This window comes from Mesorhizobium sp. M7A.F.Ca.CA.002.09.1.1 (genome assembly GCF_003998555.1).
Classification (GTDB): domain Bacteria; phylum Pseudomonadota; class Alphaproteobacteria; order Rhizobiales; family Rhizobiaceae; genus Mesorhizobium; species Mesorhizobium ciceri.
The window spans coordinates 1-12821 of sequence record NZ_RZRR01000049.1 but is presented as its reverse complement, the minus strand read 5'-3'; the positions used below and the strand labels follow the sequence as shown (position 1 = coordinate 12821).

The following is a 12821-nucleotide window of genomic DNA, read 5'->3' as shown; positions in this document are numbered from 1 at the left end:
GTGTCGACACCAACCCCAGGATCCTGATCTGCGACGAGCCGACACGCGGCGTCGACGAAGGCGCCAAGCGCGAGATCTATGCCTTCCTCGGCAATTTCGTGAAGGCGGGAAACGCCGTGCTGATGATCTCGTCCGAGGTGCCCGAAATCCTCGCCAATGCGGATCGCATCGTCGTTTTTCGCCGGGGCCGCATCGCAGGCGAGGTCGCCGGACCCGAGGCCACCCAGGAAACCCTCGTTCATCTGGCTTCCTAGCCAGACGATCCATTTCGTGGAGAAGAATCCAATGGTATCCGCCAGTCAAAGCATGAGCGGCATGAGCCTGGGAAAGTTCATCGCCCGTTATGGCATCGTCATCTCGTTTATCCTCCTGTTCGTCGTGTTGTCGCTGGCGTCGCCGAACTTCCTGTCCACCAACAATCTGCTGAACGTTCTGCGGCAGGTCTCCATGAACGGTGTGCTGGCTGTCGGCATGACCTTCGTGATCCTGACGGCCGGCATCGATCTCTCCATCGGTTCGCTCCTGGCGCTGGCCGGCGCCGTGGCGGCCAGCCTGGTCACCGGCGCGGATGCGTTCAATCCGCTCCTAGCAGTCGCGGCCGGCGTCGCCGTGGGCGCGCTTTGCGGCGCCGTCAATGGCGGGCTGATCGCCTACTTCAAGGTGCCGGCCTTCGTCGCCACGCTCGGAATGCTGAGCGTGGCGCGCGGCGCGACGCTGCTTTACAGCGGCGGCCGCCCGATTCCCAATCTCAGCCTCGAATTCCGCTGGCTCGGCCAGGGTCTCGTGCTCGGCATACCGGTACCGGTGATCATTTTCGCCGTCGTCTTCGCTGTCGCGGCAATCGTCCTGCGCTACTCCATTTACGGAAGACGGGTCTATGCGGTGGGCGGAAACCCGCGCAGCGCGAAGACGAGCGGCATCAACACCACCGGCATCATCTTTTCGGTTTACGTCATCATGGGCGCGCTGGCCGGTCTCGCGGGTGTCATGCTGACGGCCCGCACCACGTCCGCCCTGCCACAGGCGGGCATCGGCTACGAACTCGATGCCATCGCGGCGGTGGTCATCGGCGGAACAAGCCTCACCGGAGGTATCGGCCGCATCGGCTATACGCTGGTGGGCGTGCTGATCATCGGCATGATCAGCAACGGTCTCGATCTGATGGGGGTGTCCTCATACTACCAGCAGATCATCAAGGGTTCGATCATCGTCCTCGCGGTGCTGATCGACCGCTCCCGAGCCGGGAGAGAGTAACAGGCGCAAGCGGCGCGGCCGCACGCAACATGGAGGAAATGCACATGAAAACGACAAGACGCTTCCTGATGGGAGCAGCGGCCGGCCTTGCCCTTGCAGGCATGGTGTTCGGGGGGAGTTCGGCCGACGCCAAGACGTTGAAGATCGCGGCGATCGTCCAGAGCCTCAACACCGAGTACAATGTTCTGTGGGCCGATGCCGCCAAGGCGCACCCCGCGCTTGCGGACGGTACCGCCGCGCTGACAGTTCTCGACGGTCGCCAGGACGTGCTGACGCAGTCGAACCTGTTCGACACAGCCATCACCGAAAAATACGACGCGATCATCTTCATCCCGGTCGACATCGACGCCGGCAATGAACCGATCGAGCGCGCGAAGGCAGCCGGCATCCCGGTGTTCGGCTCCAACACGATGGTTTCCAACACCGCGCTCTACGACGCCTACATCAATTCCAACGATGTCGAGGCCGGCGAAATGCTGGCCAAGGCGGTGATCGACAAGGCCGGCCCGCAGGCCAAGGTCGTGATCCTGGAAGGGATGCTGGGCCAGTCGGCCCAGGTACAGCGGCTTGAAGGGATCCAGAAGGTGCTGAAGGAAAATCCCGGAGTGACCATCCTGGAGCAGAACACCGCCAACTGGTCACGCGCCGAGGCCATCACGCTGATGGAGAATTTCCTGACCTCGCATGGCGATGCGATCCAGGGCGTCCTGGCCGAAAACGACGAGATGGCCGTCGGCGCCATCGAGGGCATCCGCAACCACGGCCTGGATCCCAAGACGGTTCCGGTCGCCGGCGTGGACGGCATCAAGGACGCGCTTGAAGCCGTCAAGCGTGGCGAACAGTCGATGTCCATCCTCCAGGATGCCAACGGACAGGCGCAAGGGGCGATCGACCTCGCGCTGCACAAGATCGTCGGCGACAGCTACAAGCCGCGCGCGGCTGTCTGGGACGTAAACGGCGGCAAGCTCGCCTGGAACGACGGCAAGGACCAGCATTACTACGTGCCGTGGCTGGCGGTGACCTCCGAGAATGTCGACAAGGTGCTTGTCGGCAATTGACGCTCCAACAGGAGGATGCCGCTCGCTCGCGGCATTCTCCTTCGCGTCCGGCGCAGCGGGAATTGCTTGCTTCCGACATCAGGCGGTTCATTCTTTGAGGACTTTGCGTTGCCGGAGGAAAAACAAGCTCGGGTGAAGTATAGGCTGGGAACGAACATGCGGAGTCCGCCATGAACCATGTAACCTTCGCCAGCAGCTCGCCTCGCAGGATCCGCCAGAGCAATTCGGTAGCGACGCTGAACGCGCTCCACCGCTTCGGCCCTTTGAGCCGGGCCGATCTCGCCAGGCATATGGGGGTCAACCGCTCGTCCGCCGGCAATATCGTCCTGGAGTTGGTCGAGGCCGGACTCGTTCGCGAAGTAGCGGAGAACGATGTCGCGAATCCGGCGGGCCAGCCCAGGGCCGGAAGACCGGGTATCCTCGTGGAAATCGTGCCTGAAGCCGTTTTCTTCGCCGGCATAGAGATCGGTGTCGAACATATGACATGCGTCGAGATCGATCTCGCGGGCAAGATCGTTCGCAGCGCCATGACGCGCTTCGAAGGACACGACAGCGATCCGGAGGCCGCGGTCCACATGGCGATCGAACAGGTGTTTCTCGAGATGCGGAAGGATAGCCTGGCGCGATGTCAGGGCATCGGCATCGCGGTGCCCGGACAAATGAACCAGGACGGTTTCATCCACGTCGCACCGATCCTGGGGTGGCGCAATGTCGATCTCACAGGCCTTGCCCGCAGCCTTCTTCCGGCCGAGATCCCGGTATCCGCGGAAAATGACGGCAACGCATTCGGCATCGGCATCACATACAGCCAGCCGGAAGCGGCGAGCGGCGTCACCTTCTTCATGGTCATCGAGAACGGTGTCGGTGGCGGAATTGTCATCGACGGCAAGTTGTTCCGCGGCGGCAATGGCCTGGCCGGAGAAGTCGGCCACCTCAAGACACGGAACCCGACATACCGGAATCTGGAGCAGGCCTTCGGGCGCGACCGCATCCTGTCATCCTATCGCCAGTACAGGCCGGACGCCGACTTGGACTTGTTCCTGCGTGACGTCCGCGATCGTGTTCCTCAAGCGGTGCAGCTCGCCGAAGAATGGGCTGTCTTGTTCGCATTTGCAGTCGTGCAGATCTCGCGGCTGATCGACCCGAACCGCATCGTGCTGGGCGGGTCCGTCGCGGAATTGTATCCATTGGTCGCCGCACGGGTCGACGCGCATATCCGCGAGCTCCAGGCCGCGACCTTTCCTATCCCCGAGATCGTTTTCAACGAGAGCGCCATCTATGGAGCTGCCTTCGGAGCCGCTTGCATGATGCATCAGCGCTTCATGTCGCTCGACAACCAGATGCTCAACAAGGACGCGGTTTCCGGTCCAGACGCCTCGGCGTCGTGAAACCGCAAACGACACCACACCTAGGATTGGACGCTTGATGAACGACCTCCCCCAAACGCTTGCACCGGACTCGCTCGGGCCAACCGTGACGATTGGAGAAATCCTGGTAGAGATCGTCGCGAGGCAGACAGGCACCGGTTTCCGGGAACCGATCGACCTCATTGGCCCCTTTCCGAGTGGCGCGCCCGCCATCTTCATCGATCAATGCGCGCGTATGGGCGGAGCGGCGGCAATGGTGGGCGTGGTGGGCGACGACGATTTCGGCGCGGTCAACATGGAGCGCCTGAAGCGAGACGGCGTAGACACTTCCGCCATCGCTGTTTCCGCGGATTATCCGACGGGCAGCGCCTTTGTCCGCTACCGCACGGACGGAAGCCGCGATTTCGTCTACAACATCGCCAAATCCGCCGCCGCTCGACTGGAATGGACCCCGCAGGTCGAGGCGCTGATCGCGCGTTGCGGGCATATCCACGTCATGGGAACGGTGTTCGCAAGCCCCGCGGCCTGGGCGATCACCGAACGCGCGATCCCGCTGATCAAGGCACGCGGCGGCACCATGTCGCTCGATCCGAACCTGCGCAAAGAATTGCTGGCGCACGGCCAGACCGAGGAGAAATTCGCGAGCCTGGTGGACAAAGCGGACCTGCTGCTGCCGTCGGGCAATGAATTGTTCCTGGCCGCCGGCATGGATGGCGAGGAACGCGCAATCGAGGCGCTGTTCAAACGAGGGGTCAAGGAGATCGCCGTGAAGCGTGGCGAACATGGCGCGTCAGCCCGTCAAAGCACGGGCGCCAGTGCCGATTGTCCCGGCCTCATCGTCGAGGAAACGGACCCCACCGGCGCCGGCGACTGTTTCGGCGGAGCCTATGTCGCATGCCGGCGGTTGGGGATGCCGCTGCGGACTTCGCTCGAATTCGCCAATGCGGCAGGGGCGCGCAACGTCACACGCCTCGGCCCCATGGAGGGAGCCGGCACGCGGGCCGAACTGGAAGATTTCATGGCAAGAACGGCGAGAAGAAGCTGATGCGTGTGGCGATCGAAGATGTGCCGGGCCTGCACAGGGAAGGAAAGAAAATCGGGGTAACCTCGGTGTGCTCGGCGCACCCCCTGGTGCTCAAAGCTGCACTGCGCCACGGCCGGGAAACCGGCACCACCGTCCTGATCGAAGCGACGTGCAACCAGGTCAATCATCTGGGCGGTTATACGGGCATGACGCCGTCCGATTTCGCGGCGATGGTGAAAGCGCTCGCGGCAGTCGAGCAGTGCCCGACAGAGCTGATCGTGCTTGGCGGGGATCATCTCGGTCCCAATCCCTGGAAAGACCGGCCCGCCGAGGAGGCGATGGCGCAGGCCGGGACAATGGTCGATGCTTATGTCCGCGCCGGCTTCCGCAAGATCCATCTCGATGCATCGATGGGCTGCGCGGGTGAACCGGCGACGCTAGACGACCATACGGTGGCCGAGCGCGCAGCCAGAATGGCGGGCGTCGCGGAACAGGCGGCCGCGCAGAGCGGCGGGGCAAGCCCGGTCTACATCATCGGGACGGAGGTGCCGCCTCCCGGTGGCGCCGATCACGCTTTGGATGCGATCACCCCGACCAGTCCGGAGGCGGCTCGCCAGACACATGCCATTCACGCCAAAGCATTCCAGGCCGCCGGGCTTGAAAGCGCGTTTTCCCGCGTCATCGGGCTTGTCGTGCAGCCGGGCGTGGAGTTCGGCAACCAGAATGTGATTTTTTACGATCGGACCAAGGCCAGCGATCTGGCGGCAACTCTGAACACATTGCCGTCGCTCATTTTCGAAGCGCATTCGACGGACTATCAGGGCGAGAGGCCGCTGCGTGAACTCGTCGAAGATGGCTTCGCCATCCTCAAGGTCGGCCCCGAGCTGACCTTCAAACTGCGCGAGGCGCTGTACGCGCTCGACCTGATCGCTTCCGATCTGGTGCCTTTCTATGGCCAGCGGCCGCTTTATCAGGCCATGGAAGAGCTGATGCAAGCCGCGCCCAAGAACTGGGCAAGCCACTATCATGGCAGCGATGCCGACAAGCGGACGCTGCGCCACTACTCCTATTCCGATCGCATCCGATATTATTGGGCGACCCCGCAAGCCCGTGCCGCCTGCGACCGGCTCTTCGACGCGTTGAAGGGCCGCAAGGTGCCGGTGACGCTGTTTCTCCAGCACCTGCCTTCGGCGCTCGCTTGGGCCGCCCGCGGCTGCGACGTCGAGGAGATCGCGATCGATCACGTCCAGCGAAGCATCGAGATCTACGCCCGGGCATGCGGCACCTGAGCCCTCGTCCGGTTCTTCAAGGCCAGAGCGGATGGGCTGGCGGGCGGCAGAAATACTTACAGCGATGGTCCCAATCGGATCGGGCTGCCGTCGCTGAAACGGGATTGACGGAACCTGTGGAGATTGTGCCCGGTCTCGTTGCCCTGGATCAAATCGGACAGGATGCGGCCCATTCCGGGTCCTATGCCGAAGCCGTGGCCGCTCATCCCGGTCGCGACAACGAGGCCTGGGAACGCAGCGGCGCGATCGACGATGGGCACGACATCAGGCATCGCATCGATCATGCCCGCCCAGCTCGCCTTGAGCGGTACGGTCGTGAACTGAGGGAAAAGCTCCCTGAACCCGCCGTCGATGGCGCGGAGCGCCGACGTCTCGGGAGCCGGATTGAGGACGCGCATCCGTTCGAAAGGGCTTTCTTCATCCGCGTTCCAGCTGCGCGGGGTCGACCAGCCGTCCGGGTAGCCTCGCGGCGCGGCCGGCAGGTAGCGTGTGCCGAACGGATTGGCCATCAGGGCGCTGACATATTTGCCTGCATGGCGAAATGCGTCCGGCCCTATGTAGAGTTGGCTGCTGCCTCCCGATGCGAGCGTGTACCCGCCATCCTGCCTGCGCCGGAAAGCGATGCGTTCGTCCGCGGCGGCACCGGCGTGGATTTCCGCCATCGGCGCTGTCGCAGCGACAGTCGCCCTGACGCTGAGCTGCGGAATCGAGATGCCGTGGGCGCGCAGGAACAGCGACGTCCACGCGCCGCTGGCGACGAGGACGCTCGAGGCCGCGATGAGCCCTTTCTCGGTCCAGACGCCACTGATGCGTCCCGCGGAGATGTCGAGCATACGTGCCGCGCAATTCTCGATGATCGTCGCGCCTTCGCGGGCCGCCAGGCGAGCAAGCGCGGGCACGGCGACCCAAGGTTCTGCCCGCATGTCCGATGGAGTGATCATTGCGCCTTTGAACAGTCGCGACATGGCCGGGATCAGGCTTGCCAGCTCACCCTGGTCGAGGAGACGCGTGTCGACGCCATGAGCCTGGGCGATCTTCAGGAATTTCGCGAAGCCGGCCATCTCCTTGTCTGTTCGCGCAAGATAGGTAACGCCCGTCTGCTTCAGTCCTATGTCCTCGCCACATTCCTGTGCCAGTTGCCGCCAGAGGCGCTGCGCTTCGATGACGATCGGCAGTTCGTCGGCATCGCGGCCCTGCTGCCGGATCCAGCCCCAGTTGCGCGAGGATTGCTCGGCGGCGATGCGTCCCTTTTCCAGCAGCGTCACCGAGACGTTCCGCCGCGCCAGGAACAGTGCCGTGGTCACGCCAATGACCCCGCCGCCGATGATCACGACGTCCGAGGTCCTCGGCAGGGGCTGCTGGAACTGGATCGGGGTGGCTTCAGTGAAGGGGAAGATTGTCAAAGAGCACTATCCTTTGGCATTCCGCAGCGGCGTCCGGTCTACACACTTGATATCAGGGCAGCGATATCTGGCCGCCGTGAGATGTCGATACCACGCGAGGAGATTGATCGTCAGCTGCTGCTTGCCGGGAACGACGAGGCCAGATCGCGGCGCCGGCAAATCCACGCTTCTGAAATCAATTTCCGGGCCATGGCGCCGACCGGGGGCACGCTTGCCTTCAACAGCGAGTCGATCGCCGGCCAGGCGCCGGAAAAGCTATGCCGGAAGGGCCTGGCACTGGTGTCGGAAGGCCGCAGTATCTTCCGGACACTGACGGTGCGGGAAAACCTGCTGCTCGGCGGCATGATCCGCAAGGACAAGGCCGAAGCGGCCGCCGATCTGGGAACGGGTTCTGGAAATCTTCCGATCCTCAGGACCCGCTACCGCGGCGTTGCCGGCCACCTTTCCGGCGGCGAGCAGCAGCAGCTTGCCATCGCCCGCGCCATCCTGCAGCGCCCGTCGCTGATGATGATCGATGAACCGTCGCTTGGCCTTGCGCCGCTGGTGATCGACCAGGTCTACGAAAGCCTCCGCCAGCTTAACGCCAGCGGGCTGACCCTGCTCGTCGTCGAACGGTCCACCGCTCGCATTCTCGACCTCGCTTCCCGCGTCTACGTGCCGCGCAACGGCCATAACGCGCTGGAGGGTTCGGCAAGCGAGCTTGCCGACGGGCATGCGCTGGAAAAGGCCTATTTCGACTATGGCGATCGTCAGACGGCGCACGCATAATCGGGCAGGCAAGGGCTACAACAATGATTTTCGACTACTGCGTCATCGGCGGCGGCATCGTCGGCCTGGCGACGGCCATGCGGCTGCTGGAAACATATCCCGGCTGCAGCCTGATCCTGTTGGAAAAAGAGGAGGCTCTCGGCAAGCACCAGACCGGCCACAACAGTGGTGTCATCCATGCCGGCATCTACTATCCGCCAGGCAGCCTGAAGGCCGAGCTCTGCCGCAAGGGCGCGGATGCCACCAAGGCCTTCTGCCAGGAGAACGGCATCCGCTTCGATGTCTGCGGCAAACTGCTCGTCGCCACCTCCGCACTCGAAGTGCAGCGCATGGAGGCGCTCCACGAACGCTCGAAGCAGAACACGATCGAAGTCCGGCGCGTCAGCGAGGGTGAATTGAAGGAGCGGGAACCGAACATCCGCGGTCTCGGCGCGCTTTTCGTGGCCTCGACCGGCATCGTCAGCTATGCCGATGTCTGCCAAGCCATGGGGCGGCGCATCAGGGCGCTTGGCGGCGAGATCCGCCTGTCGACGCGCGTCACCGGCATTCGCGAAGTCATCGATTCCGTCGATATCGCGTCGGCCGGCGAAAACTGGCAGGCGAAAAAACTGGTGGTCTGCGGCGGTCTCCAATCAGACCGGCTGGCCGTGCTCGCCGGGCTTTCGATCGAGCATCGCATCGTTCCCTTCCGCGGCGAATACTATCGCCTTCCCGCATCGAAGAACGACATTGTCCGCCATCTGATCTATCCCGTCCCGGATCCAGCCCTGCCCTTCCTTGGCGTGCACCTGACGCGGATGATCGACGGCAGCGTCACGGTCGGGCCGAATGCCGTTATCGGTTTTGCCCGCGAAGGCTATCCACGGCTTTCGTTCAATGTTTCGGACATGGCCGACTACGCGCTGTTTCCCGGCTTCTGGAAAACCGTGTTCGCCAACCGCGGATCTGCGGTAACGGAACTCCGCAACTCGCTCTGGAAGCCAGGCTATCTGAAGGAGTGCCGGAAATACTGTCCGAGCCTCAAGCTCGCCGACCTGCTCCCGCACGAAGCAGGCATCCGCGCGCAAGCCGTGCGCAAGGACGGTGCCCTCATCCATGATTTCCTGTTCGCACAAACGGACCGCATGCTGCACGTCTGCAACGCGCCTTCCCCCGCCGCCACCTCGGCGATCCCGATTGCAGAGATGATTCGAGATCGCCTCATACAGGGCTGCTGAAAATGAGGCGGTACGCACTGGAGCCCAACTGAACGCTGGAGTATCTGCCTTGGCCAAGAAGGGAATTAGGGCACCGGCCGCGGCCAACGCAGCTTTTGCGTCGGAACCAGATCGGCGCACCACCAGGCCAGCAATGCCGCTCCCGGCGAGAGGGTAGCAACTTGGCCTGCGGTTTCCGCAAGCAAAGGTTCCGTGTGGACGACGGCTTTTTTGGCTGCGCAAAGATCTCAGGCGAAACGACGGCTGACGTCATTGGCAGGGTTCGCTCCCGGCTGACCGCCATTTTGTCGACCGTCATAGCTGGACGGCCTCCCTATGGCACCAGAATGGTACACGTCCATAAGACGCACCGACACCCAAGCCAGCCTAGCTAACCAGAAGCCTTTAAGTCTTTGAAATTATGTCTCTATTTATGGTACCGTTGGCTGGGATCGAACCAGCGACCTCCGGATCCACAATCCGGCGCTCTAACCATCTGAGCTACAACGGCACGTTGCCTGAGCGGATCGAAACAGAAACTCATCCGCCGCTCTGTCGTTCGGCGATGCGTCCTTACGGGCTTATGGATTCTAATTCAAGGCTTTTGGAAAGCAAAGGTCACTTCCCCACATCGGCGCGGCATTCGCCCGGCAAGAAGGCGCAGGCAAGGACCAGGCGACGGACAAAGAAAAAGGCCGGCGGGAGGAGGTGCCGGCCTTTTCCTGTTACGAGCCAGCGGGAGGAGGTGCTGGCTGGTCACCCCGGGGAGCAGAGGGAGGAGGTTCCACTCACCGGGTATTCCTTGATGGCTGCCATCATACACCTGATCGTTTTTAAGAAAATGCGACCTTTTGTTGCATCTTCAGATCATGCGCAAATGTTAGGCAACCTTGATTTCCTTCATCGCCTTCTCGAAGGCGGTCTTGATCGGCTTGGAGACGTCCTCGGCGGCCTTGGAGGCAACGGCCTGGAAGTCCTTGGCCTGCTCGACGGTCGATTCGACGCGCTTGCGCAGGAAGGCGGTCTGCAGCTCGACGACTTCCGACAGCGACTTGGCGCCGATCAGGGCTTCGAGGTGGGAAAAACCGGCCTCGGCATTGGCACGCAAAGCGGAGATGGTCTTGAGCGACAGGTCGTTGGAAACGGTCTTGGCGGTCTCGTAGGTCGACTCCAGAGCCTTCTGGGTCTCCTCGGCGCCGGTCTTCAGCTTGGCATAAGCCTCTTTCGACTGCTCAACGCCCTTTTCGGCGAAAGCGCGAATCTGGTCAGTGGCCTTGGAAGCGTCGAAGCTCGGGAATTCAACGTTTTCGATCGTCTCGGCGGTCTTGGTCCTGGACCTTTTCCATCCTTTTCAGCCGCAGCGGCTTTCACAGAAAGCCGTCTCGTTCATGTATGATGGCAATATAAAGGCAAATTTTGTGCATTGCAATATCTTTGTTGCAGTGCACCATAAATTTCTTTTGGGCCGTTAACCAAGAGCCCAGATTCCAGCCTTTGCACGTTCTGGCTTGTGGACCTTCGCGCCTCCGGCTTTTATTAACAAAGCGTTAACTGCAAAATCGCCGCTCCGTGAGGTCCGCCAAGCGCATGCCGTCCGAATATTCCTTCCTTGATGTCGCCGTGCTCGACGCGGTCCGCCAGCGCTTTGCCGCAGGCGACGCGATCGCGATCCTGTCGGCGGATCTGGAGCAGGTGATCTGGGCCAATGGGCCAGGAGCCGCGATGTTCGGTTATCCCGACATCGAGGCGATCATAGGCGCCTCGGCGCAGTTGCCCGTGATCGCCAGGCGCCAGATCATGGCGACCAGCGGATTTCCCGAGATTGGCAGCGACCGCGCCATCATGGTGCGGCTGGCGACCGGCATGACCAGCCGCGCCGTCGGCTTCCTGGCCAGTGCGGTGACCATGCCGGACGCCGAGAAGGCGATCATGCTGGCAGTGCCGGCGGCTCAGACAGGGTCACGCAGTGCCGGCGAAATCGCCGCGCGCGCCATTAGCGGCTTCACCGAGGATGGTCATTTCATCGCCTTTGTCGATGCCAGGGGCAACGTTGAGGCGGCCTCGGAAGGATTTTCGGCACTGGGCATCCTGCCGGAGACGCTGGCAGCACTGGTTGCCGACGTCGCAGCCGAGAGCGACCGCATCGTCAAGCGCCTTGTCCCGGGCGGCACGGCCTCCTACCCGGCGGGGCTGGCAAGATTGACCGAGGAGCGGCATCTGCTGGTGGTGATCGACGAGGACCAGCTCGACGACACAGCCCCTGCGGGCGAACACCTCACGCAAACCATTGCCGAGGCGGCACCAGCTGGCGATGCGGCTTCGCAGCCGGAACAGGGTGGCGAGACGCCGACCGAGGAACCAGGCGCCGCACTGCCGACCGAGGACGTCGCCGCATCGCAGCCGCATGCGATCACCGACGTGATCGGGCAGGCGCCGACGGCTGCCAACAGCGATCAGGCGGCAGCAGAGCCCACACCGGCGCAACACGACCATTGGTACTTCAACGCCGGCGAGGACGGAGGGGAACAGGCGCCGCGACCAGCTGCGTCCGGACCTGAAGCGCCTCAAGAACCGGCGGCCCTGGAAGTCCAGTCCACCTCCGCGGCCACGCCGACGACCGTCTCGGCGATAGACCGCGCAGCGGCGCCGGTGCGCTTCGTCTGGCGCACCGATGCCGAAGGCAAGTTCAGCGCGCTGTCGCCGGAATTCGCCGACATCGTCGGCAAGCCGGCGGCCGACGTGATTGGCCGACGCTTCAGGGATGTCGCCGCCACATTCGGCCTCGACCCCTCGGGCGAGATATCGGGGCTCCTCGAACGGCGCGATACCTGGTCCGGACGCTCCGTGCTGTGGCCGGTCGTCGGCACCGATCTGAAGATACCCGTCGACCTGGCGGCGCTGCCTGTCTATGGGCGCAGCCGCGCCTTCGAGGGTTTCCGCGGCTTCGGCGTTGCCCGCGCCAGCGACGCGGTCGTCGATCCGGAGGCCATCGGCATGGCGCTGGTGCCCAATGGCCGGGCGCCGGCAACGCCGGAACCGCAAGTCATCCAACCCGCGCCCGAACAGCCGAACGCTGAGGAGCCCAGGGCCGAGGACGCTCAGGCATCGGATCCGTTCAAGGGCGAGGTGCCGGCGCTGACCATCGTGCCGAAACAGGAGCGGCGCTTTGCCGACAAGGTGATCCGGCTCGCCGAACATCGCCAGCCAGCCAACGACAAGGGCCTCTCGACCCTGGAACGCAGCGCCTTCCGCGAAATCGGCGAGCGGCTGAAGAAGGAGAGTGCTCCGGTCGAGCCACCAGAGACTGAGACTGCTGAGGCGTCGGCAGCGGAGACCGAGGCTCCGGTCAAGGCGTCCGACGACCCGATGCGCACCGGCGGCATCCCTGCGTCAGGGCCAGAGAACGAACCGGTCGAGCCATCCGAGACCGATGTCGATGCCGAAGACGAGCAGGATCTGGCA

The 12821-nt window shown here is 63.2% G+C and carries 9 protein-coding genes, 1 tRNA gene and 2 pseudogenes; 9 read left to right on the top strand and 3 right to left on the bottom strand.

What is annotated here, in order from left to right; translation table 11 throughout:
* The 6 genes and pseudogenes from EN994_RS04130 to EN994_RS04105 form a co-directional block, all read left to right on the top strand.
* A pseudogene (locus EN994_RS04130) lies at positions 1-254 on the top strand (D-xylose ABC transporter ATP-binding protein); the annotation flags it as partial.
* 31 nt (positions 255-285) lie between these two features.
* On the top strand, positions 286-1254 hold the full coding sequence (locus tag EN994_RS04125; RefSeq protein ID WP_032898845.1) for an ABC transporter permease: 969 nt from the start codon (positions 286-288) through the stop codon (positions 1252-1254).
* A 44-nt stretch (positions 1255-1298) separates the two neighbouring features.
* Positions 1299-2312 (top strand): substrate-binding domain-containing protein, encoded by a 1014-nt coding sequence (locus EN994_RS04120; RefSeq protein WP_063170467.1) that lies wholly within the window; start codon positions 1299-1301, stop codon positions 2310-2312.
* Positions 2313-2482: 170 nt separating this feature from the next.
* Positions 2483-3700: an ROK family transcriptional regulator gene (locus EN994_RS04115; protein WP_024502254.1), complete on the top strand. Its 1218-nt coding sequence runs from the start codon at positions 2483-2485 to the stop codon at positions 3698-3700.
* Positions 3701-3737: 37 nt separating this feature from the next.
* A complete protein-coding gene (locus tag EN994_RS04110) occupies positions 3738-4724 on the top strand; it encodes a sugar kinase (protein WP_063170080.1) in 987 nt (328 codons plus the stop codon).
* Positions 4724-5992, top strand: coding sequence for a D-tagatose-bisphosphate aldolase, class II, non-catalytic subunit (locus EN994_RS04105; RefSeq protein ID WP_032898842.1), 1269 nt, complete (start codon positions 4724-4726; stop codon positions 5990-5992). Before EN994_RS04110 ends, EN994_RS04105 begins: the two co-directional genes overlap by 1 nt.
* A 56-nt stretch (positions 5993-6048) precedes the next feature.
* On the opposite strand, the gene EN994_RS04100 is transcribed toward EN994_RS04105, so the two are convergent.
* A complete protein-coding gene (locus EN994_RS04100) occupies positions 6049-7395 on the bottom strand; it encodes an FAD-binding oxidoreductase (RefSeq protein WP_063170079.1) in 1347 nt (448 codons plus the stop codon).
* A gap of 81 nt (positions 7396-7476) precedes the next feature.
* Here EN994_RS04100 and EN994_RS04095 point away from each other — a divergent pair, with 81 nt between their 5' ends.
* Positions 7477-8163: an ATP-binding cassette domain-containing protein gene (locus EN994_RS04095; protein WP_063170078.1), complete on the top strand. Its 687-nt coding sequence runs from the start codon at positions 7477-7479 to the stop codon at positions 8161-8163.
* 26 nt (positions 8164-8189) lie between these two features.
* Entirely contained in the window at positions 8190-9380 is a 1191-nt protein-coding gene (gene lhgO / locus EN994_RS04090) for an L-2-hydroxyglutarate oxidase (protein WP_199489664.1), read from the top strand.
* Between the two features lie 413 nt (positions 9381-9793).
* Here lhgO and EN994_RS04080 read toward each other — a convergent pair.
* Positions 9794-9870, bottom strand: a tRNA-His gene (locus EN994_RS04080).
* 369 nt (positions 9871-10239) lie between these two features.
* Positions 10240-10671 carry a phasin gene (locus EN994_RS04075; RefSeq protein ID WP_127307406.1) on the bottom strand — a complete coding sequence of 144 codons (432 nt, stop codon included), beginning with the start codon at positions 10669-10671 and terminating at the stop codon, positions 10240-10242.
* A gap of 275 nt (positions 10672-10946) precedes the next feature.
* On the opposite strand from EN994_RS04075, the pseudogene EN994_RS04070 reads away from it, so the two are divergent.
* A pseudogene (locus EN994_RS04070) lies at positions 10947-12821 on the top strand (PAS domain-containing sensor histidine kinase); the annotation flags it as partial.